Below are 24,505 nucleotides of genomic sequence, written 5' to 3'. Positions count from 1 at the left end.
GAGGTTCCCATGGCAGGCGTCGAGCGCATCGACGGTGGCCCCCGTTCGGTGATCGTGGTGGGAGCAGGCATCGTCGGCCTGTCCACTGCCTGGTTCCTGCAGGAACGCGGTGTGGACGTCACCGTCCTCGACCGCAAGGGCGTTGCCGCGGGGTCGTCCTGGGGCAACGCGGGCTGGATCGCCCCCGGCCTGGCGATTCCGCTCAACGAGCCGTCCGTGCTGCGCTACGGGGTGAAGTCGCTGTTCAACCCCAAGGCTCCGCTGCACATCCCGGTCAAGGTCGACCCGGCCCTGTGGGCGTTCCTCACCCGGTTCGCCGCGAACTGCCACTGGGGTTCGTGGACCAGAGCGGTGCGCACCAACCTGCCGCTCAACGAGGAGTCCATCGAGGCCTACGACGTGCTGACCGCCAACGGCGTGGCCGCCACCACGAACCCGGCGCCCATCACCGCAGGCTTCACCTCCCCGCGGGCGGCCACCGGCCTGCTGCGGGAACTGCGCCGGATGGCCGAAGCCGGGCAGCAGGTCCCGCACGCCGCGGTGGAACGCGACCAGCTGCGTGAGCTCGTCCCGCTGACCTCGGACGCCCTCACCGCCGGTGTACGCATCGACGAGCAGCGGTTCGTCGACCCGGGCACCTTCGTGCACGCGCTGGCGGACTCGGTCACCGCGCGCGGCGGCGCGATCAGGATCGCCGAGGTCACCGACGTCGATGCCACCCCGTCCGGGGTCACCGTGCACGCCAGGGGCGGCCAGACCTTCCGCGCCGACGCCGCCGTGGTCGCGACCGGCGCGTGGCTGTCCCGCCTGGCCGCCGAGTGGGGCGTCCGGGTGCCGGTACGGGCCGGCCGCGGCTACTCGTTCACCGTGCCGGTGGACGGGGAGGTGCCGGGACCGATCTACCTGCCCGAGGTCCGCGTCGCGTGCACGCCGTACCAGGGGGCGCTGCGGGTCGCCGGGACCATGGAGTTCCGCGGGCCGGACGAGAAGTTCGTGCCCGCGCGCCTGGAGGCGATCATCGCGTCCACCAAGCCGCTGCTGAAGGGCGTGCGCTGGGAGGAACGCACCGACGAGTGGGTCGGTCCGCGCCCGGTGACTCCGGACGGCCGCCCGCTGATCGGTGCCACCCGCCTGCCCAACCTGTACGTCGCGGGCGGGCACGGCATGTGGGGGCTGGCGCAGGGCCCGGCCACCGGTCGCCTGCTGGCCGAGCAGATCACCACCGGCAAGCAGCCCGCGGCGCTGATCGACTGCGACCCGCTGCGCTGACCCGCGCCGGTAGCACACCACGGCTCGCGGTCGGCGCTCGCACATCGAACGCCGCGCCGAGCCCGCCTGCGCGTGCTCCGATCCGCCGGAGCCGCGAGGCCTGCCCAGCGACCGTTCGCCCGTCGTGCCGACGGCAGCCGAGCGCTCGGCATGAGCGGCGCGCCACGCCGGTTCCCCCCGAGAGAGCCGGCTGGCGCGCCGCTTGCCGGACTACCGTCCAGGCTTGGCGAGCAGTTCGACCTCGGCCACACGCGCGTCGCCGACGAACTCCAGCCGGTAGTAGGTGTACTTGCCCGGCTTGGCGACCTTGAACGGCCTGGTCTGCTGCCGCCAAGTGAACGTCTCGTCGGAGCGCTGGTCGAGCACCGTCCACTTCTTGCCGTCGCGCGAGCCGCGCAGCACCCACCTGCCCGGGTCGCTGCCGGCCGACTTGCCCGACGTGATCGTGTAGAACTCGACCAGCTCGCCCGGCCTCTTCGCCTCGAAGGTCACCTCGGTGACGGCCGCCTCGGTGTTCGAGTCGTCGTCGGTCGCCGCCGACGAGTTCGGCAGCACGTCGGCCAGTGGCTGCGGTACCTTGCTGCCCTTGGTCAGCGACGGCGGCAGGGCCGCGGCGCCGGTGCCCCACTTCGACGGCTTCGGCCCCATGGTGAACTCCAGCACGGCACCGTCGGCCAGCAGCGAGTGCGGCAGATAGGTCTTGTGGTACGGCTTGCCGTCGACCTTCAGGTCCTGCACGTAGACGTTCTGCGGGCTGTTGTTCCGCGCCTTGATCACCAGCTTCTTGCCGTTCTCCAGGTGCACCGTGGCCTTGGTGAACAGCGGCGAGCCGATCGCGTAGTTCGGGCTGCCCATCTGCAGCGGGTAGAAGCCCAGCGCGCTGAACACCCACCACGCCGAGTGCTCACCGTTGTCCTCGTCGCCCGGATAGCCCTGGCCGATCTCGCTGCCCAAGTACAGCCGCGAGGTGATCTCTCGGACCAGCTTCTGCGTCTTGGCCGGCTCACCGGCGTAGTTGTACATGTACGGGATGTGGTGCGACGGCTGGTTCGAGTGGCCGTACTGCCCCATCCGCACGTCACGGGCTTCCACCATCTCGTGGATGACGCCGCCGTAGGAGCCGGTGAACTTCGCCGTCTCCGGGGTGGCGAAGAACTCGTCCAGCTTCTTGGCCAGCTTGTCCCGCCCGCCGTAGAGGTTGGCCAGCCCCTGGCCGTCGTGCGGCACGGTGAAGGCCATGTTCCAGCCGTTGGTCTCGGTGTAGTCGTAGCCCCACACCCGCGGGTCGTACTCGTCCGGGGACAGCCGCCAGTTGCCGTCGTCGTCCCTGCCCTGGAAGAAGCCGACCCGCTCGTCGAACATGTGCACGTAGTTCAGCGCCCGGTTGCGCAGGTACTCGGCTTCCTCGGCGTACCTCTTCTTCTCCGCCGGGTCCTTCGCCCGGTCGGCCAGCAGCTGCGCCATGTTGGCCAGCCCGAAGTCGTTGAGGTAGCCCTCCAGGGCCCACGACATGCCCTCGTGGATCGAGGTCGGCGTGTAGCCGCGGAAGATCGACTTGCGCAGGCCCTTCCGCCCCACGTTGTCGTTGGGCGGAGTGACGGTGGCGTTGCGCATGCCCGCCTCGTAGGCGCCCTTGACGTCGAAGTTCTCGATGCCCTTGGTGTAGGCGTCGGCGAACGCCACGTCGGAGCTGGTGCCGGTCATCAGGTTCGCGTAGCCCGGTGACGACCAGCGCGCGATCCACCCGCCGTCCCGGTACTGCTGGACGAATCCGTCGATCATCTCCCCGGCCTGCTTCGGGGTGAGCAACGCATACGCCGGCCACGTCGTCCGGTAGGTGTCCCAGAAGCCGTTGTTCACGTACACCTTGCCGTCGACGATCTTCGAGCCGGTGTGGGTCGGGGTGTCGTTGCCCTCCTTGGGCACGAACGGACTGGCGTAGGCGTATTTCGGCTTGTCCTTGGTCCCGACGTTCTCGAACCCGGAGTTCGGGTACAGGAACAGCCGGTACAGGTTGGAGTACAGGGTGATCAGCTGGTCCTCGGTCGCGCCTTCGACCTCGACGACCTCCAGCTTCTCCTCCCAGGCCCGCTTGGCCCGGTCCCGCACCGTCTCCAGCGTGTCGGACGGCGCGATCTCCAGCTCCAGGTTCTTGCGCGCCTGCTCGACGCTGATCAGTGACGTGGCGATGCGCATGGTGACCGTGTCGGCGTCGCCGAACTTGAAGAACCCGGTCACGTCCTTGCCGCCACCGCCGGGCAGCATGCCGCTGTCGGTCACCGGCTTGTCGAACGTCGCGTAGACGAACATCCGGCCCGCACCCTCCGACAGTCCGCTCTTGACGTCGGAGTAGCCGGTGACGGTCCGGTTCTCCGGGTCCAGGGTCAGGCCGCCGTCGTTGTTGACGTTGTCGAAGATCAGGTTCGCCGCGCCCGGGAACCGGAACCGGAAGATCGCCGCGTGATCGGTCGGCGCGAACTCGGTGACGATGCCGTTGTCGAACTTCACCCGGTAGTAGTGCGCTTTGGCCACCTCGTCGTCGTGGCTGAACGCCAGCGCCCGCTTCTTCCGGTCGGCGTCCGGCGTGCCCTCCGCGGGCGACGGCATCACCTGGAACGTCTGCCGGTCACCCATCCACGGGCTCGGCTCGTGGCTGACCGTGAACGCCTCGATGTCCGGCTTGTTCTCGGCGTTGTTGTGCGCGTGGTAGCTGTACAGCCACGAGATCGAGCCCGCGTCGGTCATCGGGGACCAGAAGTTGAAGCCGTGCGGCACCGCTGTCGCGGGGAAGTTGTTGCCGCGGGAGAACGCGCCACTGGAGTGCGTCCCCCTGGTGGTGATGACGTAGTCGGCCACGCTGTCGTAGCGCTTCTCCGGCTGCTTGGCGGTCAGCCGGATGTCGTCGATCCAGCCGCGGAACCCGCCGTCGCCGGCGGCCGGGTTGTCGTAGCCGACGAGGATGCGGTCCACGGTCTTGCCCGCGGCGACCTTGCCGATGTCGGCCACGATGTTGTTCCACTGGTCGGCGTAGAGCGTCTTGGCCTCGCCCTGGCGCCGCGGGTGCACCGGCACGCCGCGGCGATCCTTGGCCGAAAGGTCCGACAGGTATGTCCCGTCGGTGAACGCCAGGTCCACCGCGACGTAGGTGCTCGGGTAGGTCAGGTCGCCCAGCAGCTCGGGGAAGATCACGTATGACAACGTTGTCTTCGGTGTCACCTTGACGTCGACGTCGAAGACCTTGTTGTAGGAGTAGGCGCGGCCTTTGCCGGAGTGGGAGCCGACGAAGCGCAGCGCATGCGTGCCGGTGAAACCGACTTTGGTCTTGGCCGCAGGCGCGCTGGTCGGGCCGTTGCCGACCGCCGTTCCCATGTGCGGCTTGCTCGGCTTGGCGTCCTTGCCGGCGAACTGCACCTCGGCCAGCTGCACGATGTCGCCGCTGCCGTTGCGGGTGATGTCCAGCCGGTAGTAGCGGTAGGCGGTGCCGGTGTCGACGGCGTACTCCTTGGTCTGGAACCGGTCGGAGAAGCTCTCACCCTGCCTGCTGTCGATCTCGGCCCAGTCCTCGCCGTCGACCGAGCCGAGCAGCGTCCAGTCCCGCGGATCACGCTCGGGGTGGTCGTTGGCCGAGGTCAGCGCGTAGCGGGTGATCGTGACCGGCTGGTCGAAGCGGAACTGCGCCCAGCCGGTCGGCTCGAACACCAGCCACTTGCTGCCCGGGTCGAAGTCGACCAGGTTCTCCGCCACCTCGCCTGCGCCGGTGTTCTCGCCGTTGGCGGTGACCTCGACGATCTGGTCGGAGATGTCACCGGCGATCCTGGTGGGGTCGGCCGAGGTGACGCCGCCCGTCTTGGGCTTGCCGGACGGTCCGGTCTCGACGGTGTCGGTCCACGTGGGGCGCGGATCGCCCGGTTCGAACGAGGAGAAGAACTCGGTGTTGCCGGCCGGCTCGGCGGTCGCGGTCGATGCGAGCGGGACGATCAGCGCCCCCGCCACCACCACACCGGTGGCCACCGCCGTCAGCCGAGCCGAGGAAGAACGGAACCAACCACGCGGACGCACCATCGCGTTGTCCTCCCCGACGAGAAGTACCGCAGTGTTCGGTGCTCAGTATGACAACGTTGTCAACCCCTACCGGGTGATCACCACGGCGGCCGGTCGAGTGGCAACCGGACACGACGATCGACGGATTCCCGCGTGGTGATGCGGCCCCTAGCGTGCCCCCGCGTCAGCGGTTTCCACCCCTGCTGAAGAAACCGATGCACGACACAAGCGAGGGACCCATGCTGTATCGACGCAGATCAGCCCTGTTCAGCACCGTCGCCGCGACCGTGACCGCCGCCGGAGCGGTCGCCGCGCTGACCGTCGCCCCTGCCGCGCAGGCGCAGCAGGCCGGCGACGGACCGGCACCGACGATCATCGACGGCGGCACGGCCGAGAGCGGTCCGTGGGCCGCGCGGTTGTTCACCAACGGCCGGGAGAACTGCTCGGCCACGATCATCGCGCCCACCTGGATCCTCACCGCACAGCACTGCGTGACCGGCGGGAACCTGACCTTCCGCATCGGTGACGTCGACCAGACCAAGGGCATCGAAGCCGCCCAAGTGCCCGGCGGCATCCACCAGCACCCGACCGCCGACCTGGCGCTGGTGAAGATCGACCGGCCGGTCGACACCGAGTACGCCGTGCTCGGCGGCCCGGGTTCGGTGCACCCAGGCGACACCGTGCGGGTCTACGGGTGGGGCGCCACGTGCACCGACCGGCCGGAGATCGAATGCCAGTCGCAGCTGCTCAAGGTGGCAGACGTGACCGTGACCCGGGTCGGCAACGGCTGCACCGACTACCGAGGCGGCGAGGCAGTGTGCGCGCGGCGCGGTGACGGCATCCCGGCCGGTGGCGATTCCGGTGGGCCGATGTTCGCCGGGAACGTGCAGGTAGGCGTGGCTTCCACCAGCGACCGGCAGACGGCTACCTCCTACACCCACGTCGCGCCTTACCTCGGCTGGATCAACCAGGTGATCAGCGGCTGACGCCGCCGGGTCGCTGCATGCCCCGAACAGATCGGAAGACATGCGCGGATCGCGGGTTCGGCAGGCGGACTTTGCTCGGTCGGCCGAACCCGCGATCGTCAGCACCGGCGGACGCCAGCCGTGGTGTCACCGTGGACGACAACGGGTAGCCGCCGGGATGGCTTCCGCACTGCAGACCATCAAGTCCTTCTTCCAGTCCCTGATGCCGTCCGGACGGCCGACACCCAAGCCGGAGAGCGACGCGCCAGGAGATTCCGCCGTGGCGGGCACCCGGGCAACCGGCGGTGACCCGGACCGCTCCGGCACCGATGCCAGCACGACCGGACCGGGCGAGAACGACACCTTCGTCGGCCGGGTCAGCGGGCAGGACGAGGGTTACGCCGGGGAGACGGGCGCCGAGCGGCGCAGCCGCGAGTAGCCGTACGGCGCTTCTGGTTCGCCTTCGGCCAGCACGAAACAGATCGAGTCGACGGCCATGCCGCTACGGCGATCGTCGCCGCGGTGTGCGTGGCCGCCGCCTGTGCCCGGCGCGGGAGCACGACACACCCGGCAGGCGTCGTTGACGATCGCTCGACCGAATGGCACATCATCCCTCATTGGTAGACATGCAGTGACAGACGCGCGTCACAAGAAGGTCGCTTCGCGTCTTGATTGCCGCCATCGGGTGGGTATAGGCAACGGATCGTGCATCGAAATCCCCTTCGGAGGAGAAGCAACATGCGCGCGCGTACCTTTCTGGCCCTGCTCGCCGTCCCGGTGGCGATGATCGGCGTGGTGGGCAGCAGTTCGGCCGCCCCGGGCGGCGGCAAGGGGAAGGCGCACCGCGACGAGCCCCTGGCCGAGGCCATCCGGCAGGTCGATCGGTCGACCGCATGGCGGCTGGTGGACCGGATCCCGCTGGCCTTCGAGACCCATCACCCGCAGGGGCTGGCCGCGGTCGGCGACAAGCTGTTCCTGTCCAGCGTGGAGATCATCGAGCGGCCGACACCGTACCCCGAGCCGGACGAGGACGGCTACGACCGTTCGCCGGGCAAGGGCGTGGGGCATGTCTTCGTGCTCACCCGCGACGGCAAGCTGATCCGCGACATCGAGGTGGGCGAAGGGCCCGAGGGCACGATCTACCACCCGGGCGGCATCGACTACGACGGCCGCCACGTGTGGGTGCCGGTCGCCGAGTACCGGCCGAACAGCAGCGCGATCATCTACCGGATCGACCCACGCACCTACCGCGTCACCGAGGAATTCGGCTACCGCGACCACGTCGGCGGTGTCGTCGTGGACCGGGTCACCGGTGACGTGCACGGGGTGACCTGGGGATCGCGGCGGATGGTGCATTGGAACCGGCACGGCCACCTGCGCAAGGTCGAGCAGAACGTCAGCCACTTCATCGACTACCAGGACTGTGCGTACGTCGGCAGCCGCAAGCAGCTGTGCACCGGGATCACCGAGCTGGCGACCGCGGACGGCGGCCGCTTCGAGCTGGGCGGTGCGGCGCTGCTCGACCTGCGTGACAACGCGATCCTGCACGAGGTGCCACTGCCCGGCTTCTCCACCGCCGGCCACACGATCACCCGCAACCCCGTGCTGTTCGAGGTCGACGGCGACACGCTCCGGATGATCGCGGCGCCGGACGACGGCGAGGAAGGCGCCGGGACCGAGCTGTTGGTCTACGAGACGGATCTGTCGTAGCGGCAGACCCGGACCAGGGCGGCCCGGCCGGTACCTCGCCCGGACTCCACCCGTACGGCGGACACCCGACGCACGCGCCGCCGGCGAGACGCGCTGAGCGCCGCCCTGGTCGCGGGCCAGCCCGCTACTGCCCTACCCGGCCGTCTATGCACTCGCGCAACAAGTCGACGTGCCCAAGGTGCCGTGAGTACTCCTCGATCATCCCCACCAGCACTTCCCGCAGCGAGATCGCACCACCGCCGCTGCCGTGTTTGTTGCCCGGGTCGGCCGCGGTGACGTCCAAGCTCGGCACCTGGGCGACGAACCGGGTGGCGAAGTCCACCTCGGACCGCCACACCGCCCACGCCTGGTCCACCAGCGACTGATCGGCGACCGCGCCGTCGAAGTCGCCGTCCGGATCGCCCGGCCCGCCGAACCAGCGCGGGGCCCGCTGCCCCGCCATGAGCTCGCGGAACGTCGCGCGCTCGACATCGGCCAGATGGCGGACCAGCCCGAGCAGCGACATGGTGGACGGGGGAACCGCCCGCCGCGCCATCTGCTCCGCGGTCAGCCCCGCGCACTTCATCTCCAGCGTCAGCCGGCACTTGCGCAGGGACTCGCTGAGTGTGGTGCGTTCGTCGGCCAATCTCGGCCCGTGCTCGCGCGGATCGTCGTCCGACGGCCTGCCGTCTTCGGTGAACATGTCGGCTCGGCGGCGTGTGCCCACCTGGTCATTGTCGACACAACTCCGACGACCGGCCACCGGAAGCGCCGGGAAGCACGCCGCCCGCGCCGGCCGCCGTCGCACCCGGCGGCGTGCGGTCGCGCGGTCATCCCGTCATGCTGACAGCCCGGGCACCAGTACCTCACCTGCGGCTCCGCCGAACCGAACCAAGCCCGCCGGACGGCCGTACCACAACGGCAGCAAGCACGCCCGCCACACCAACGAGCCGTCCGTGCCGCGCTACGGGCTGCGCAGACCCACAACGGACGCGCGGTCATCCGGCTGGCAGCCCGGACACCAATACGTCACCCGCGGCTCCGCCGAACCGAACCAAGCCCGCCGGACGGCCGTACCACAACGGCGACAAGCACGCCCGTCACGCCCGTAGACCCACAACGGACGCCGGTAGTCCCCCGTGGTGATCCTCCTGCCCGGCCGCCGATTGGCACGCAGCAGCGTCCGCGACCGTTCGGCCAGATCGTGCAGCCTCGCGAAGTCAAGCGTGGCGATCGGCTGCGCCGGATGCAGCCGCTCGAGGAACGCGACCTCGCACTTGTAGACATTCCCCACACCCGCCATGACGCGCTGGTCGAGCAGGAAATCCGCCACGGTCGTGGCCGGGTCGGCGCCCCGTGCCCGCTTGGCGAAGTCGTCCCAGTCGAACTCGTCGGCGATCAGGTCCGGCCCCAGCGGGCCGAGTACCCGCGCCTCGATCGCGGGGGTTCGATCCGCCTCGACGTCGCGGGTGCCGCTGACCGTGACCACACCCTGGGCGGTGGCGAGCAGCAGCCGCGCCGGACCGGGCCGCACCGGGCCGGCAGGCCGGACGCGCAGCGTGCCGTTCATGGCCAGGTGGACGTGCACGCTGTATCCGGATTCCAGATCGATCACCAGGTGCTTGCCGTGGGTGCGCACGGCGGTCACCGTGCTGCCCAGGATGCGGGCCGAATACCGGCGCACCGACGGCGCCGAGCCGGCCACGGTGAGGACTTGCTCGCCGAGGAGCACGGGCCGCGCCGCATGCGCGGCGTGCACGTAGGAATCACCCTCCGGCACGGGGGCTCCAGCGCATCCCTCGGGCGGTGGGGACGAAACCGTGCTCGCCGAGCACGGCCGCGAAGCCGGAACGGTGCACCGGCTCGCCGTCCACCGTCGCCACGACGAACCGGCGGGTCCGCCGCGCCAGGCCTGCCAGCGCCGCCGCGACCTTGCCGTCCAGGTCAGGGCTCGGATCGAGCCGACGCAGTGCGCGGCCACCGCCTTCGACGTAGGCCACCAGGCGGCCGTCAACCAGCACCACCGACGCTCCGGCGACCCTGGCCAGCCTGCCCATGGACACCGAAGGCCATTCCAGCGTCGCGCCGTACGGGTTGGCCGGGTCGGTGGCCGCCAGGACCTGCACGACGCTTTGGTCGCCGCCGTCGGCCGCCCGCAGCCGCCCGATCGCGCCGGGCAACGCGAACTGGGCACCGCCGAGCCCTTCGACGAAGTAGCCTCGCCGGGCCCGGCCGGTTTCCTCCAGCTGGGCCAGCACCGGATACAGGCCGCTGAAGCCGCCGGGGATTCCTTCCGCGGCCACCGCGGCGCGCGTGACCACGCCGTGCCGCTCCAGCAACTGCTCGGTCCACGCCGCGGCGAACTGCGTCGGGGACAGCTGCGGGTTCAGCAGGTCGGCCACGAGCGTCCACCGCCCGGCGGCACGCGGGGGCACGGCGCTGCGCCCACGCACCGTCCGCCCTCGGCCGACGAAGGCACGCACCGGCGCGAACGTGTCGTTGCTGACCACGCCCGCCCACACCAGGTCCCACAGCGCGCTCAGCGCCTCCTCCTGGTCGCACCCGGCGGCCCGCTGCAGCTGGGGGAAGAAGCTCGCGCCTCGCTCGCCGAGGTGCTGCACGATCGCCGCGTGCGGTTCGCCCTCCGGCGGCTCGCCGCCCGACCGGAGCAGCAGCTCGGCCTGGTCCCGCAGGTACAAGGCCACCTTGCCGTCCCGGGACCCCAGCGCGCCCGCACCCACCCAGACCACGGCACCTTCCGCCATGAGCGCGTCCAGCATCGGCGCGGGATCGGCGACCCGGGCGGCCAGCACGTCCGACTCGAGCACCGTGGCCGGGATCGGCACGCCCTGCAGCTTCTCGACGGCCGCCAGCAGTGCATCGCGGCCGGACGGGGGATCGTCGCTCACGCCGTGCCATGCAGGCAGGAACGTCCCGAGCCGTTCCGCAGGCACCGGCTCGATCTCACCACGCAGCTCGGCCAGCGATCCGCGCTTGATGCGCCGCAGCACGTCGGCTCCGGCCCATTCCGTTCCCTCGCCACGCGGGTCGAACGCGCCGTGAACCACCGAACCGCCTGCCGCCAGCCGCTCCAGGGTCGACTCCACCACCGCGACGGGCAGCCCGAGCGCTTCCGCCGCATCGGCCACCGCGAAGGGGCCGTGCGTGCGCGCATACCGAGCGACGACATCTCCCAGCGGATCTGCCACCGGCTCCAAGAAAGCGTCCGGTACTCCTTGTGGGGGCTGGATCCCCAGTGCATCGCGCAGGCGCGCGATGTCCTCGGCCGCGGCGACGTGCACCTCTCCGCGGATGCGCACCTGACAAGCCCGTCGCGCGTCCAGCAGCTCGGCGACGTACCCCTCCGCCGCCGAGGGCTCGACACAACGCACCGCGATCGCCGCAGGAGTCAGCGGCCCGAGGTGGCGGAGCATGTCCGCGACGTCCTCGGCCGAGCGGGCCTGCCGGTCCTCGGTCAGCCGTTGCAGATCGCGCTCGACGGCGGCGATGACCTCCGCCGACAGCATTTCCCGCAGTTCGGACTCGCCGAGCAGTTCCGCCAGCAGCTCACGATCCAACGTCAACGCCATGGCGCGCCGCTCGGCCAGCGGCGCGTCCGCCTCGTACAGGTAGGCGGCCACGAAGGCGAACAGCAGCGACGAGGCGAACGGGCTGGCCGACGGCAGCTCCACGTCGACCAGCCGGATGCCGCGGCGCTGGATCTCGCCGAGCACGTCCAGCAGGGCGGGCAGGTCGAAGTCGTCCTGCAGGATCTCCCGGTAGCACTCCAGCACGATCGGGAACGAGCCGAACTGACGGGCGACGGACAGCAGATCCGCGGCGCGCCGCCGCTGCAACCACAACGGGGTACGTGAGCCGGGCCTGCGCCGGGGCAGCAGCAGCGACCGCCCGGCGGCCTCCCGGAACCGGGCGGCGAACAACGCCGTGCCGGCGAGGTGGTCGACGACCAGCTGCTCGACCTCCTCCGGGTCCAGCTGCAGGTCCGCAAGCGACGGCACCTCGTCGGCATCCGGGAAGCGGAACGCGATGCCGTCGTCGGAGTAGATCATGTCGACGTCGTAGCCGAGCCGGGCGCGCAGCCGCTGGGTCAGCGCCATCGCCCACGGCGCGTGCACCTTGGCCCCCAGCGGGGACAGGATGACCACGCGCCAGTCGCCGATCTCGTCCCGGAACCGCTGCACCACGATCGTGCGGTCGTCCGGCAGCACCCCGGTGGCCGCTTTCTCCTCGGCCAGGTAGGTCAGCAAGTTGGCGGCGGCGAACTCGTCGAGGTGGTACTCCTCGCGCAGCAGCCGGGCGGCCTGCTCGGCGGGCAGCGAGGAGAGCCGCCGGACGAACCGGCCCACCGCGCGCCCGGCCTCGATCGGCCTGCCCGGCTGGTCGCCGTGCCAGTACGGCAGCTGGGCGGCGGGTTCACCGGGCGCCGGGGTGACCACGACGGTGTCCGGCGTGATGTCGACGATCCGCCAGCTGGTGGAGCCGAGGACGAACACGTCGCCCTCGCGCGACTCGTACACCATTTCCTCGTCGAGCTCGCCGACACGAGCCCCGTCCGGCAGGGCCACCCGGTACATGCCGCGATCGGGGATGGTGCCCGCGTTGGTGCTGGCCAGCACCCGGGCGCCGGGCCGGGCGGTGACGACCCCGGTGATCCTGTCCCACACCACGCGCGGCCGGAGCTCGGCGAACGCGTCGGACGGGTAACGGCCGGCCAGCATGTCCAGCGTGGCGTCGAACGCCGAGCGCGGCAGCTGTGCGTACGGGGCGGCACCACGCACCAGGTCGTAGAGCTCGTCGGCGGTGAACTCACCGGTGCACACGATGGCCACCAGCTGCTGGGCCAGTACGTCCAGCGGGTGCCGGGGCACGACCGTGCGCTCCACCTGTCCCTCGGCCATGAGCTTGCCGACCACGGTCGCCACCAGCAGGTCGCCGCGGTGCTTGGGCAGGATCTTGGCCCGCGAGACCTCGGCGACCTGGTGCCCGGCGCGGCCGACACGCTGCAGCCCGGACGCCACCGACGTCGGCGCCTCCACCTGCACCACCAGGTCGACGGCGCCCATGTCGATGCCCAGCTCCAGCGACGACGTCGCCACCACGGCCTTCAGCGCGCCCCGCTTGAGGGCCTCCTCGATCTGGATGCGCTGCTCGCGCGCGATCGAGCCGTGGTGGGCACGGCTGATCTCCTCCCCCGCCAGCTCGTTGAGCTCGTTGGACAGCCGCTCGGCCTGCCGCCGCGAGTTGACGAAGACGATCGTGGACCGATGCTCGTCGATCAGCTCCAGGATCCGGGGACGGATCGCGGTCCAGATGGTGGTGCGCGGCAGCGGCCGTGCCGCCTGCTGATCCTCTTCCGCGGGCGCGGCGGGGTCCACCGGTGCGGTCATGTCCGCCACCGGCACGGTCAGCTCCAGCTCCAGCGACGGCGCGCCACCGGCGTCCACCACGGTGACCGGACGCGGCCGCCATGCCCCGCCCGGCCCGCCCGGCTCGCCACCGGCCAGGAACTCGGCGATCGTCTCGATCGGCCGCTGGGTCGCGGACAGGCCGATGCGCTGCAATGGCTCGACGGGGCGGCCGGTGTCCCGGCGGCGGCGCTCCTCCAGCCGTTCCAGGCAGAGCGCCAGGTGAGCGCCGCGCTTGGTGCCCGCGACGGCGTGCACCTCGTCGACGATCACCCACCGCACCGACGCCAGCACCTCCGCGGCCTGGGACGTCAACAGCAGGTGCAGCGACTCCGGCGTGGTGATCAGGATGTCCGGCGGCTGCCTGCGCATCCGCCCGCGATCCGCGGCCGGGGTGTCCCCGGTGCGCACGAAGGTACGCAGCTCGGGCAGGGGGCCCGCGCCCATGCGCTCCGCGGCGTGCCGGATGCCGTGCAGCGGGGCGCGGAGGTTGCGGTCGATGTCGTGCGCCAGCGCCTTCAACGGCGACACGTAGAGCACCCGGCACCGTTGCTCGTCGGGCACGGACGGTTCGGTGTAGAGGCGGTCGATCGCCCACAGGAACGCGGCCAGGGTCTTGCCCGATCCGGTAGGCGCGTGAATGAGCGTGTCGACGCCGGAGCCGATGGCCGCCCAGCCTTCGGTCTGCGCCTTGGTGGGTGCGTCGAACGACGACCGGAACCAAGCCGCGGTCGGGGCAGTGAAGTGCTCGAGGACGTCCACCGACCCGAGCCTACGGCAGCACTCCGACACCGCACGGCCGCTCGAGGACGGCCGGCCGACGCTACGGGGCCGTCCCGAGGTCCAGCCGGCCCGCACGGTGCAGGATGAGCAGCGCCTGCACCGTGGCATGGCCGCGCCACTCCAGCGCGGCGGCGGGCGAGAAGCTGGCGAAGTCCACCGCCCACCCGCCGTCGGGAAGCTGCCGGGCGGCCAGGGCGTCCAGTTCGGCTTCGATCACGCCGTCGTCCAGCAACCGGCTCGCCGGCGAGCCCGGGACCGGTGCGAAGTCCAGCGCACGCATCGTCTCGCCTTCCGCTCCCCCGGCGACGGGGACCCGGCCGTCGCCCGGCACGAAGCGGCCGAGACGATCCAGCAGCCGCTCGGCTTGCGGGTAACGCGGAACGGCGGCGTCGAGGAAGCGCACGGCGAACGCCAGCTCGATGGCATGCGGCGCTTCGTCGATCGCTTCCACCGCCGCGAAGCAGTAGCGGCAGGCACGATCCAGCCACGGGTGCTCGGCCACCACGGGATCATGGGCGGCGACCCGCAGCGCGGCCCCTGCGGCGAAGGCGGTGCTTTGCAGCGCAGGCACTTCCGGGTCGGCGTCGACCCAGAACGTGGCGGAAGCGGACGGGTCACGCATCGGGAGCGCGAACGGCAGCCCACCGTCGGGCATCGTGACCGAGGCCAGCCAGTCGCACAGTTCGGCGGCCCGCGGCGAGGTGTGCGGCGCGATGTCCTCGAAGACCTCGAAGGCGTGTAGGGCCCCACCCGGCTGGCTTTCCGCCGCGCGCAGATCGGGTTCGAGACCCCAGCCGTATCCACCGTCCGGGTTGCGATACGCCTCGAGCGCGGCAAGGACGGCTTCCGGGCTGCCGCGACCGGTCAGCAGGTCGAACCGGCGCCGGTCGAGCAACCGGGCATGGGCAGCCAGAAACGACGCGGCGGCGGCGAGATCGACGCTCACCCCGCGGAGTATGCCACCGGCCTCCGGCATGCCGGTGCTCACTGCTGCCGCTGTGCTCGGCCTTCCGAAGCGTCCAGCCCGAGCATCTCCAGCAGCATCGCGCATTCCTGCGCGTCGGCCGACAGAGAGGCCACCGCACGGGTGGCGCGGCGCCGCTGCTCGGCTGTCATCGCTTCCTCGGCGCGCATCACCGCAGCGGGGAGGCGTGCCTTGGTCGCAGTCATGCCGCTCGGCTACCCAACCCCACCACGGTCCACACGTGCGGCCGTCCCCCATCCGGCACCCGGCGCCACCGTGGCCTTCGGCCGTGCGCACACCGGCCGCCGGTCAGTCGTCACTGACCGCGGAGTCGACGACCAGCGTGCCCGCTTCGGCGTCCATGGTCGCCCGCACGCCCAGCGGGATGGTGAGCTGGCCGGTGCCGTGCCCGAGCTTCAGCCCGCCGAGCACCGGCACCCCGAGTGCGCCGAGGCGGTCCTTGAGCACCCCCACCGCGTCCCACTCGCCCGCATCGTGCTTGCTGTCGGTGACCTGCCCGACGACCACCCCGGCCACTTTGCGCAGCCCGCCGGAGCGCATCAGCTGGGTGAGCATGCGGTCGATGCGGTAGTTCTCCTCGCCGACCTCCTCGAAGAAGAAGATCGCGCCCTCCAGGTCGAGCTCGTCCCGCGTGCCGATGGAGGACGCGACCAGCGTGAGGTTGCCGCCGAGCACCACCCCGGACGCCTTGCCCGGCACCATCACCTGCGCGGTCGGCTCGTTCGGGTCCCGCCGCAACCGCACTTTCTCGCTGGTCATCACCGCCGCGCGCAGCGCATCGGCCGACTCCTGGCCGACGCGGTCGGCGTTCCAGGTGACCATCGGCCCGTGGATGGTGGCCAGCCGGGTGGAGGCCCACAGTGAAGCCTGCAGGCTGGTGATGTCACTGAAACCGACCAGGACCTTCGGATCGTGCCGCAGCGCGGAGACGTCGATTCCGTCGGCGATGCGCTGGCACCCGTAGCCACCACGCGCGGTGAACACCCCGCGAACCTCGGGGTCGCCCAACGCCGCATTGAGGTCGGCCAGCCGGTCCTCGTCCTTGCCTGCCAGGTAGCCGTACTTGTCGAAGACGTGCTTGCCCAGCTCGACGGTCAGCCCCCAGCTGCGCAGGATGGCAATTCCGCGCTCGAGCGCGTCCTTGTCCGGGGTGCTGCCCGGCGCCACCACCCGTACCTTGTCACCCGGCCGCAGCTTGCGCGGCCGCAAGCTCTTCACCACTGGCTTGCGATTCTTTCCCACCGGCCTGCGCGCGGTGTGCTCGTCGGCCATGCTGCTCGACACGTCCTGGGCGGGCGGTGGCGTGCGGGGCCCCGCTTCCGGCCGTGCGGTCACCGCGGTCGCACACGAGGTCGCCATGGCTGCAGCTGCCGCCAGCGATGTGCCGAGCAAGCGCCTTCGGTCGAACGTGCCGTCTCGCGAACTGGTCATGTCGGGCCTCTCTAACGGCCCACCACCCCGAAGACAGCTGCACTCTATCGTCGGCCCAGGCCGGCACGTCACCCTGGTTCGTCGGAACGTGCGCTCCCGGCCTGCACGCTATTCGTCGTCCGACGGCGCGTAGACCAGGTGCACCACACCGGTGTCGAACGTGGCCGACGACAGCAGCTGCAACGGGACGGTCGGCCCGTCGTCGAACAGTCGCTGCCCCCTGCCCACCACGATCGGGTGCACCAGCAGGTGCAGCTCGTCCAGCAATCGCTGTTCCAGCAACCACCGCACCAACACCACGCTGCCGGTGACGCCCAGGTTCATTTCCTGCTTGAGCTTGCGCAGGTGGCCGGCCACGTCGGTGCTGATCAACGTGGTGTTCTGCCAGGTCGCCTCGGTCAGCGTGGACGACACGACGAACTTGCGTGCGTTGTTCATCTGCTGCGTCATCGGGTCGTCCGGATCGGCCTTGGGCCAGTACTCGGCGAATCCCTCGTAGGTGACGCGGCCCAGCAGCGTGGCATCCGCCTCGCTCATCAGCCTGCCGACCGCCGCCCCCATCTGGTCGTCGATGTAGGACATGTGCCATTCCTCCGGCGCTTCGACCACACCGTCGACCGACACGAACAGTCCTGACTTGATGGAACCCATGGCTTCTCCTCGATTGCCGGTGTCGATTGCTGGTTGCTGACGAGATTTCGGCGGTGTCCTCGACCGGTGGCCCGGCCGGCCGCGTCGCAGCGCTGCCGTGCCGGTAATTCGTTGGCCGGTTGCCGCACCCGGTGCTTACCGTGACTGCCATGCGTGCCGCTCTCCGTGCGGATCTCACCGCCGCCATGAAGGCCAAGGACCGGATCGCAGTGTCGGCGTTGCGTTCGGCGCTTGCCGCGATCGACGACGCCGAAACGGTGCCCGCCGCGCCGCAGCCCGGCGTCGAGGCCAGTGAGCACGTGGCAGGTGCCGCCGCCGGGATCGGCGCGGCCGACGTGGCGCGCAAGCAGCTGACGGAGGAGGAAATGCGAGCGGTCGTGGCTCGCGAACATCGGGAGCGGGTCGCCGCTGCCATGACCTACGCGGAACTCGGCAGGAACCAGGACGCCGGCCGGGCCCGGGCCGAGGCGGACGTCCTGGCCCGTTACCTCTGATCAGCCCTGCTGATCGTTCTTCGGCCGGTACGCCAGGTACATCACGCCGTTGTCGTAGACCTGGGCATCCTTTCGATCCCACGTGGCCGGAGCCATGCCTTCCGGCCACAGCCGGGGCCCTCCGCCCCGGGTGACCGGGTAGACGCACAAGTTCAGTTCGTCGACCAACCCGTCGGCCAGCATGGTGCGCACCAAGGTCGCCGAGCCGCTCACATACAGGTCGCCGATCTCTTCCTTGAGCTTGCGGATGCGCTCCGGGTCGTACGGCCCGAGCACCGTGCTGTTCTGCCACGCGCTGGTGTCGGTCAGCGTGCTGGTGACGACGTACTTCTGGGTGTCGTTGAAGAACGGGGCACCCTCGTCGTCCTCGACCGTCCTGACCGACCACGCGGGCGCGAACATCTCCCAGGTCTTCCGCCCGAGCAAGATGCCCTTGCAGTTGCTGGTCACCTCGCGCAGCGCGTCCGCCATGCGCGGGTCCCAGGGGTAGTCGAACGTCCAGGTCGGCGCGTCGATCACGCCGTCCAGGCTGACGAACTCGTGCACGTGGATCTCACCCATCACCGAACCTCCGTGATCGCCGGACTCGCCCATGCGGACCGGGCGCGATCTGCGAGCTCATCGCCACGACGACCCAATGTGAGACAGATCACATGAGCGGCTCTCGAGGCGCGCCGACGGAGCCCGGCCGACGGTGTGGCAGGCTGCGGGCATGGCCATCCCCACGGTGATCGTGACCGGCTTCCTCGGTTCGGGGAAGACCACACTGCTCAATCACCTGCTGCGCAACCGGCAAGGCATGCGCATCGGCGCGATCGTCAACGACTTCGGCGCCGTCGGGATCGACGCCATGCTGGTCTCCGGCCAGGTCGACGCCATGGTCTCGTTCGCCAACGGCTGCCTGTGCTGCGCGGTCGACGCCAGCGGGCTGGACGCCATGCTCGGCAAGCTGGCCGACAGCCAAGCGGTGGACATGATCGTGATCGAGGCCAGCGGCCTGGCCGAGCCGAAGGACCTCATCCGGTTGATGGCGGGCAGCCGGCACGACGGCGTGGCCTACCAGGGCCTGATCGAGGTGGTCGACGCAGCGGAGTTCACTGCCACCCGCGAGCGGCATCCGCAGCTGGACGAACACCTCAAGGCAGCGGATCTGGTGGTGCTCAACAAGATCGACCGCGCAGGCGACCCGGAGCGGATCACCTCCCTGGTGCGCGAGCTGGCCTCCGGCACCCCGGTGCTGGCCGTGGAGTACGGGCGGATCGATCCGCAGATGCTCGTCGACCTGCCGCGCAGGCAGGAACCCGCGGAACGGCAGCTGTCGTTCGCCGACCTGCTGGACGACGAGACCGACGAGCACGACCACCTGCACGCCGCGTACGAGGCGATCGACTTCACCACGGACACCCCGCTGGATCCCCGCGCCCTGCTGGCCTTCCTGGAGAACCAGCCCGCCGGGATCTACCGGATCAAGGGCTTCGTGCACTTCGCGGTGCCGGGGCACGAGCAGAAGTTCGTCCTGCACACCGTCGGCGGGTTCGTGCGCGTGGAACGCCGACGCTGGCGGTGCGACGAACGGCCGCACTCCTCGTTGGTGCTGATCGGTGCAGGCATGGACACGAGCGAGATCCAGCAGCGCCTCCGAGCGTGCGAACACCTCGGCACATGCGCCGTGGACGAACAAGCAATGCTGGGCATCCTGCGCTTTCTGTGACAGCACCCGGCGGTGTCACCACACCCGCACCGCCGGACACCGCGCAACCCGGTCGGGCACTGCTGCGCCGAGCCGCCGCGCCCGCTCCCGGAGAGCACCAGCCGCGCCAGCTAGCCGTCGCTGACCGCGGGCTCAACGGTCAGCGTTCCTGCCGCGGCGTCCATCGTCGCCATGGACCCCAGCGGCACCGTGAGCTGCCCGTCGCCGTGTCCCAGCTTCAGCCCGCCAAGGACGGGCACCCCGAGATCACTGAGCCGGTCGGTGAGCACACCGACCGTGTCCCACTCACCGGAGCCGTGCGAGCTGTCCGTGATCTGCCCGATCACCACGCCCGCCACCCGCGACAACGCGCCGCTGCGCCGCAGCTGGGTGAGCATGCGGTCGATGCGGTAGTTCGCCTCGCCGACGTCCTCGAAGAAGAAGATCGCGCCGCGCAGGTCGAGCTGGTCCCGGGCGCCGATCGAGGTGGTCACCAACGTCAGGTTCCCGCCGAGCAGCACCCCGCGCGCCTTGCCCGGCACCATCACCGCCGCGGTGCTCTCCGCCGGGTCGCGCTCGAGCACGATCGGCTCGGTGGTCATCACCGCCCTGCGCAGCGACTCGATCGACTCCGGGCCGGTGCGGCCGTCGTTCCAGCTCACCATCGGGCCGTGCACGGTGGCCAGCCGGGCGGACTGCCACAGCATCGCCTGCAGGCACGTCAGGTCGCTGAAGCCGACCAGCACCTTCGGGTCCCGCCGCACGGCGCGCAGGTCGATCCGGTCGGCGATGCGCTGGCAGCCGTAGCCGCCGCGCGAGGCGAACACGCCGCGGGCCTTCGGGTCGGCGAGCGCTGCGTTGAGGTCGGCCAGCCGATCCTCGTCCTTGCCCGCCAGGTAGCCGTACTTGTCGAACACGTGCTTGCCGAGCTCGACCTTCAGCCCCCAGCTCTCCAGGATCTCGATCCCGCGCTCCACCAGCCGCGGATCCGGGCTGCCCGCCGGTGAGACCACGCGGACGGTGTCTCCGGGTCGCAGTTTCGGCGGCCGCACGGTCTGCCCTCGGCGCAATCGCTCCAGCCGCCCCGGCAGCGGTGCCATGCCCGCGACCTCCGTGCCGCGCGCCTGCTCCGACGCCGCGGCCGTCCCGGTGGCCGCCACGGTCATGGCCGCGGCTGCCGCCGAAGCGCCGAGCAGTGCTCTCCGGTTGAGTGTTCCGACGTCCGGTCGTGCCATCGTGTGGCCTCCCTCGCCGCGTGGTGCCTGCCCTCGAGTCGGCTGACCCTAGTCGGCGTGATCCGGTGGCGACACCGCCTTTCGGGGTGGCACGTTCCCACTGCGGCCTGCGGCGACGGATCGAGCAGCCCTGGCCGACGCCCCTGGCCCCGGCGGCGGCAAGGCAGCGGACCGTGCCGGTAGCCCGCCGCAGCCAGGGCGGACACGCCTGCGGCCGACGTGATCGAGCCCATGATCGGCAGCCGGCGGCTGCCGTGTTGCGTACGGTCGTTCTCGATCGATCGGGAGGACACCATGACGCGACCAGGGCCGTTGCGCTGGCTGTGGTACGCGGCCGGCGGGCGATTGCCGGACCGCTACCGCGAATGGGTGCTCAAGGACGTCACCGGACCGGGCTGGATGTGGCGGCACTTCGCCAGGGCCAGCGTGATCATCTGGCCGCTGGCGGCGGTGTGGTGGCTCCTGCCCGCGGACACGCTGGTCCATGCCGGGATGTCGGTGCTGGCGCTGCTGATCAGCTACTTCTACTCGGGCGCCTACATGACCGAGAGCGCGGAGAACCGGCTGGCCAAGCACGGGTTCCCGCCGGGCACGTTCCGCAGCGTCCGGGATCGGCTCAACCAGCAGAAGTTCGCCGAGGCGCGAGCACGCTACGACGCGGTGTACCGACGCTGACCCGACGGGCGACCGCACGCCTGCCGCGGGTGCAAGCGAGTGTCATCGGATTCCCCGGCCTGAGAAGGGACCCGCCGCTCGGTCACCCGGCACGCGGGTATCCCAGCTCATGCCCCGCGACCAACGGGCGACGCCGAGCGCTCACGCCCGAGAAACCCGCCACCCCATCACCCCACACACAGACAACCCCGCCCCCACAACCAACCGGCGACACCGAGCACCCACGCCTACTGTGACCGCGCCCGGCAGCCCCGTTCCGGCCGCGTCAGGCGCGCCGCCGCGCCGAGCCACAGGCGTTCAGCCCCTTCTCCCTCGGCACCCACTGCCGCGCACGCTTCGTGGTCGGTTACGCCTGGCCGTTGTCGCTCTTCGGTGACTCCGTGCGCACCGCAACGGTGGTGTCGATGGTGGCTTGCAGGAAGCGCACAATGGTGGCTCGCTCGGCGGCGTCGAATCCCGCCCACGCCCGCGCGTAAGCCTCGCCGAGCGGACCGAACAGTTGCGCGCCGAGCCGCAGTGTGCGTTCCGGCATGACCAGGTGCACCCGGCGACGATCGTCCGCACTGCGATCCCGGCGCAGGTGACCGGCCTTTTCCAGCCGGTCCAACACCGCGGTCGTCGCCGATGCGCTCAGGTTCAGCGCCTTGGCCAGCCGGGTCGGGGTCATCGTCTCACCGCGGCGATTGGCGTCCATGATCACGACCAGCGCGCTCAGGTCGGTGCGATACAGGCCGTGCGCCTGGCCGAACATCTCGGCGAACCGGTCGAGCTCGACGTTGAGCTGCCGGATCAACTGCACCAGCAGCTCGTCGGAGGCCTCCGGTGCGGCCGGGCGAGCACGCCCGCGCCCGGACCGGTCAGACACCCGCGACACCACCATGTGCCGAGCCTACCGACGACAGGTAGTTTGAACATCGAAGTTTCTGGGCAGTCGCCACAGCGCGTCATCCCCAACACACCGGCAGGCGAGGCCGGTGGTCGTCGGCAAAGTCATCGAACACTGTGGGTGGAACCGTGGGTGGAACCGTAGGTGAACGGCAGAAGAAGCGGACGAGCACGGCACGGTGGCTGATCCCCGCCCTGCTGATCATCGGCTGGTTGCTCGTCGGCGGATTCGGTGGGCCGTACGCGGGCAAGCTGAGCGAGGTCGCGGAGAACGGCAACGAAGCGTTCCTGCCGGAATCGGCGGAGTCCACCGACGCCAACGCGCTGGCCAGGCAGTTCTCCGACAGCGACGCCGTGCCCGCCATCGTGGTCGCCGAACGCGACGGCAAGGTGACCGCCGCCGATCGCGCCTACCTGGCCGAGTTCGGCGAGCGGGCGGCCGGTGTCGAGGGCGTCGGGCGGACCTCGCCGCCGCTGCCGTCGGAGGACGGCGAAGCGCTGCAGCTCATCGTCCCGATCGAAGCGGACGCGGACATCGGCGTCGCCGTCGACGAGCTGCGGGAGCTGACCGAGCGGGACAAGCCGGCCGGGTTGACCGTGCTGGTCACCGGCCCCGCAGCGCTCGGGGCCGACCTCGGTGAGGCCTTCGCCGGCATCGACGGTCTGCTGCTGCTCGTGGCAGGCGGGGTGGTCGCGCTGATCCTCATCCTCGTCTACCGCAGCCCGCTGCTGCCGTTCCTGGTGCTGCTGTCCGGCGTGTTCGCGCTCAGCCTGTCCAGCCTCGCGGTCTACCTGCTCACCGACGCCGACGTCATCGACCTGAACGGCCAGAGCCAGGGCATCCTGTTCATCCTGGTGTTCGGCGCGGCCACCGACTACGCGCTGCTGCTGGTCTCCCGCTACCGGGAAGAACTGCGCGACACCCCGGACCGGCTCACCGCCATGCGCACCGCACTGCGGGCCACCATCGAACCGATCGCCGCGTCCGCGGGCACGGTCATCGCGGGCGTGCTGTGCCTGCTGATCAGCGACCTGCGCTCCAACTCCGGCCTGGGGCCGGTGGCGGCCATCGGCATCGCCGCCTCGCTGCTGGCGTCCACCACGTTCCTGCCCGCCCTGCTGGCCGTCTTCGGCCGGGTGGCCTTCTGGCCGTTCCGGCCGACGCTCGGCTCTCCGCACCCGGAGACGGGCAGCCTGTGGGGCCGGGTGGCCACGGGCGTGGACAAGCGGCCACGGCTGGTGTGGGTGGTCAGCACGCTGATCCTGGTGGCCGCCGCCGCGTTCCTGCCCCAGCTGAAGGCGTCCGGCACCGCCGAGACCGACTACTTCCTCGGCGAGGTCGACTCGGTGGCCGGCCAGGAAGTGCTGAACGAGCACTTCGTCGCCGGGGCGGGCAACCCGACGGTGATCATCGCCAAGGCCGGCTACCTCGACGAGGTCGCCGACGCCGCGCAGGTCGACGGGGTCGCCGAGGTCGAACCGGTGCAGCAAGGCGGCCGGCCGCGGGTGGAACAGGGCATGGTGATGCTCGAAGCCACCCTCTCCGACCCGCCGGACTCCACCCGGGCCGTCGACACCGTGGAGCGACTGCGGGCGGCCGTGCACGCCGTGGACGGCGCGGACGCCAAGGTCGGCGGGCGGACCGCGGTGCTGCTGGACACCCAGAACATCAGCAGCCACGACCGGACCGTGATCATCCCGCTGGTCCTGCTGGTGATCTTCGTGCTGCTGGCGGCCCTGCTGCGGGCGCTGCTGGCGCCGTTGCTGCTGATCGCCACGGTGGTGCTGTCGTTCGCCGCGACCATGGGGATCTCCGCCATCGTGTTCAACGAGATCCTCGGCTTCCCCGGCGCCGACCCGGTGGTGCCGCTGTTCGGCTTCGTGTTCCTGGTGGCGCTGGGCATCGACTACAACATCTTCCTGATGACCAGGGTGCGCGAGGAAGCGCTGCGCTCGGGCAACCGGGAAGGCGTGCGGCGCGGCCTCACCATCACCGGCGGCGTCATCACCTCCGCGGGTGTGGTGCTGGCCGCCACGTTCGCCGCGCTGTCGGTGATCCCGCTGCTGTTCTTGGCGCAGATCGCCTTCATCGTGGCGTTCGGCGTGCTGCTGGACACCTTCCTGGTGCGTTCGCTGCTGGTCCCGGCCCTGGCGCTGGACATCGGACCACGCATCTGGTGGCCGTCCCGGCTGGCCAAGGCCGGACAGCCCGCCCGGCCGCCCGCCACGGCGGAAGACCTGACCACGGGCTCCCGCTGACTTCAACCCTGTTTCCGGCCTCGAGGC

Annotated in this window: 19 protein-coding genes; 8 read left to right on the top strand and 11 right to left on the bottom strand. The window is 70.7% G+C overall.

What is annotated here, in order from left to right; genetic code table 11:
• Positions 1–9 precede the first annotated feature (9 nt).
• Positions 10–1,269 carry an NAD(P)/FAD-dependent oxidoreductase gene (locus YWY_RS0111960; protein ID WP_028847795.1) on the top strand — a complete coding sequence of 420 codons (1,260 nt, stop codon included), beginning with the start codon at positions 10–12 and terminating at the stop codon, positions 1,267–1,269.
• Positions 1,270–1,479: 210 nt separating this feature from the next.
• Here YWY_RS0111960 and YWY_RS21690 read toward each other — a convergent pair whose 3' ends face one another.
• Entirely contained in the window at positions 1,480–5,331 is a 3,852-nt protein-coding gene (locus tag YWY_RS21690; RefSeq protein WP_084609211.1) for a GH92 family glycosyl hydrolase, read from the bottom strand.
• A gap of 218 nt (positions 5,332–5,549) precedes the next feature.
• Here YWY_RS21690 and YWY_RS0111950 point away from each other — a divergent pair, with 218 nt between their 5' ends.
• The 3 genes from YWY_RS0111950 to YWY_RS0111940 all read left to right on the top strand — a co-directional run bounded on the left by YWY_RS0111950 (position 5,550) and on the right by YWY_RS0111940 (position 7,985).
• Positions 5,550–6,296, top strand: coding sequence for a S1 family peptidase (locus tag YWY_RS0111950; protein WP_038045039.1), 747 nt, complete (start codon positions 5,550–5,552; stop codon positions 6,294–6,296).
• Between the two features lie 157 nt (positions 6,297–6,453).
• Positions 6,454–6,714: a hypothetical protein gene (locus YWY_RS0111945; protein WP_245566651.1), complete on the top strand. Its 261-nt coding sequence runs from the start codon at positions 6,454–6,456 to the stop codon at positions 6,712–6,714.
• Positions 6,715–7,013: 299 nt separating this feature from the next.
• The gene (locus tag YWY_RS0111940) at positions 7,014–7,985 is read left to right on the top strand and encodes a DUF6454 family protein (protein WP_028847792.1); all 972 of its coding nucleotides are present in this window, start codon (positions 7,014–7,016) and stop codon (positions 7,983–7,985) included.
• 124 nt (positions 7,986–8,109) lie between these two features.
• Here the strand turns inward: YWY_RS0111940 and YWY_RS0111935 are convergent, their stop codons facing one another.
• The 7 genes from YWY_RS0111935 to YWY_RS0111905 form a co-directional block, all read right to left on the bottom strand.
• Positions 8,110–8,691: a DinB family protein gene (locus YWY_RS0111935; protein WP_245566650.1), complete on the bottom strand. Its 582-nt coding sequence runs from the start codon at positions 8,689–8,691 to the stop codon at positions 8,110–8,112.
• 237 nt (positions 8,692–8,928) lie between these two features.
• Positions 8,929–9,744, bottom strand: a complete 816-nt coding sequence (locus YWY_RS21685; RefSeq protein ID WP_051310179.1) for a DNA-formamidopyrimidine glycosylase family protein — start codon at positions 9,742–9,744, stop codon at positions 8,929–8,931.
• Positions 9,731–14,152, bottom strand: a complete 4,422-nt coding sequence (locus tag YWY_RS21680) for an Lhr family helicase (protein ID WP_038045038.1) — start codon at positions 14,150–14,152, stop codon at positions 9,731–9,733. Before YWY_RS21680 ends, YWY_RS21685 begins: the two co-directional genes overlap by 14 nt.
• A 61-nt stretch (positions 14,153–14,213) precedes the next feature.
• The gene (locus YWY_RS0111920; protein ID WP_028847790.1) at positions 14,214–15,119 is read right to left on the bottom strand and encodes a prenyltransferase/squalene oxidase repeat-containing protein; all 906 of its coding nucleotides are present in this window, start codon (positions 15,117–15,119) and stop codon (positions 14,214–14,216) included.
• A 38-nt stretch (positions 15,120–15,157) separates the two neighbouring features.
• Positions 15,158–15,343, bottom strand: coding sequence for a hypothetical protein (locus tag YWY_RS24125; RefSeq protein WP_028847789.1), 186 nt, complete (start codon positions 15,341–15,343; stop codon positions 15,158–15,160).
• 103 nt (positions 15,344–15,446) lie between these two features.
• A complete protein-coding gene (locus YWY_RS0111910) occupies positions 15,447–16,589 on the bottom strand; it encodes a S66 peptidase family protein (protein ID WP_245566649.1) in 1,143 nt (380 codons plus the stop codon).
• Positions 16,590–16,697: 108 nt separating this feature from the next.
• Entirely contained in the window at positions 16,698–17,240 is a 543-nt protein-coding gene (locus YWY_RS0111905; protein ID WP_028847787.1) for a dihydrofolate reductase family protein, read from the bottom strand.
• Between the two features lie 149 nt (positions 17,241–17,389).
• Between YWY_RS0111905 and YWY_RS0111900 the strand changes: the two genes are divergently transcribed.
• A complete protein-coding gene (locus tag YWY_RS0111900; protein WP_028847786.1) occupies positions 17,390–17,734 on the top strand; it encodes a GatB/YqeY domain-containing protein in 345 nt (114 codons plus the stop codon).
• On the opposite strand, the gene YWY_RS0111895 is transcribed toward YWY_RS0111900, so the two are convergent.
• Positions 17,735–18,295, bottom strand: coding sequence for a dihydrofolate reductase family protein (locus YWY_RS0111895; RefSeq protein WP_028847785.1), 561 nt, complete (start codon positions 18,293–18,295; stop codon positions 17,735–17,737).
• Between the two features lie 151 nt (positions 18,296–18,446).
• Here YWY_RS0111895 and YWY_RS0111890 point away from each other — a divergent pair, with 151 nt between their 5' ends.
• Positions 18,447–19,445 carry a CobW family GTP-binding protein gene (locus YWY_RS0111890; protein ID WP_028847784.1) on the top strand — a complete coding sequence of 333 codons (999 nt, stop codon included), beginning with the start codon at positions 18,447–18,449 and terminating at the stop codon, positions 19,443–19,445.
• Between the two features lie 110 nt (positions 19,446–19,555).
• Here YWY_RS0111890 and YWY_RS0111885 read toward each other — a convergent pair whose 3' ends face one another.
• The gene (locus YWY_RS0111885) at positions 19,556–20,659 is read right to left on the bottom strand and encodes a S66 peptidase family protein (protein WP_245566648.1); all 1,104 of its coding nucleotides are present in this window, start codon (positions 20,657–20,659) and stop codon (positions 19,556–19,558) included.
• Between the two features lie 294 nt (positions 20,660–20,953).
• Between YWY_RS0111885 and YWY_RS0111880 the strand changes: the two genes are divergently transcribed.
• Positions 20,954–21,334: a DUF5313 family protein gene (locus YWY_RS0111880; RefSeq protein ID WP_028847782.1), complete on the top strand. Its 381-nt coding sequence runs from the start codon at positions 20,954–20,956 to the stop codon at positions 21,332–21,334.
• Between the two features lie 346 nt (positions 21,335–21,680).
• Here YWY_RS0111880 and YWY_RS0111875 read toward each other — a convergent pair whose 3' ends face one another.
• Complete coding sequence (locus YWY_RS0111875; protein WP_245566647.1) at positions 21,681–22,199, bottom strand: MarR family winged helix-turn-helix transcriptional regulator; 519 nt, start codon at positions 22,197–22,199, stop codon at positions 21,681–21,683.
• Between the two features lie 149 nt (positions 22,200–22,348).
• Here YWY_RS0111875 and YWY_RS0111870 point away from each other — a divergent pair, with 149 nt between their 5' ends.
• Positions 22,349–24,478, top strand: coding sequence for an MMPL family transporter (locus YWY_RS0111870; RefSeq protein ID WP_028847780.1), 2,130 nt, complete (start codon positions 22,349–22,351; stop codon positions 24,476–24,478).
• Positions 24,479–24,505 lie beyond the last annotated feature (27 nt).

Source organism: Thermocrispum agreste DSM 44070 (assembly GCF_000427905.1).
Classification (GTDB): domain Bacteria; phylum Actinomycetota; class Actinomycetes; order Mycobacteriales; family Pseudonocardiaceae; genus Thermocrispum; species Thermocrispum agreste.
The sequence above is the reverse complement of the archived record's forward strand: the minus strand, read 5'-3'. Positions and strand labels throughout refer to the sequence as shown.

Excerpts from the sequence above, each read along its gene's own strand:
- YWY_RS0111905 (WP_028847787.1), bottom strand. The coding sequence starts at position 17,240 with ATGGGTTCCATCAAGTCAGGACTGTTCGTGTCGGTCGACGGTGTGGTC.
- YWY_RS0111950 (WP_038045039.1), top strand. The coding sequence starts at position 5,550 with ATGCTGTATCGACGCAGATCAGCCCTGTTCAGCACCGTCGCCGCGACC.
- YWY_RS0111895 (WP_028847785.1), bottom strand. The coding sequence starts at position 18,295 with ATGGGTGAGATCCACGTGCACGAGTTCGTCAGCCTGGACGGCGTGATC.
- YWY_RS0111945 (WP_245566651.1), top strand. The coding sequence starts at position 6,454 with ATGGCTTCCGCACTGCAGACCATCAAGTCCTTCTTCCAGTCCCTGATG.
- YWY_RS0111900 (WP_028847786.1), top strand. The coding sequence starts at position 17,390 with ATGCGTGCCGCTCTCCGTGCGGATCTCACCGCCGCCATGAAGGCCAAG.
- YWY_RS0111890 (WP_028847784.1), top strand. The coding sequence starts at position 18,447 with ATGGCCATCCCCACGGTGATCGTGACCGGCTTCCTCGGTTCGGGGAAG.
- YWY_RS21690 (WP_084609211.1), bottom strand. The coding sequence starts at position 5,331 with ATGGTGCGTCCGCGTGGTTGGTTCCGTTCTTCCTCGGCTCGGCTGACG.
- YWY_RS0111910 (WP_245566649.1), bottom strand. The coding sequence starts at position 16,589 with ATGACCAGTTCGCGAGACGGCACGTTCGACCGAAGGCGCTTGCTCGGC.
- YWY_RS0111880 (WP_028847782.1), top strand. The coding sequence starts at position 20,954 with ATGACGCGACCAGGGCCGTTGCGCTGGCTGTGGTACGCGGCCGGCGGG.
- YWY_RS0111885 (WP_245566648.1), bottom strand. The coding sequence starts at position 20,659 with ATGGCACGACCGGACGTCGGAACACTCAACCGGAGAGCACTGCTCGGC.
- YWY_RS0111940 (WP_028847792.1), top strand. The coding sequence starts at position 7,014 with ATGCGCGCGCGTACCTTTCTGGCCCTGCTCGCCGTCCCGGTGGCGATG.
- YWY_RS24125 (WP_028847789.1), bottom strand. The coding sequence starts at position 15,343 with ATGACTGCGACCAAGGCACGCCTCCCCGCTGCGGTGATGCGCGCCGAG.
- YWY_RS0111960 (WP_028847795.1), top strand. The coding sequence starts at position 10 with ATGGCAGGCGTCGAGCGCATCGACGGTGGCCCCCGTTCGGTGATCGTG.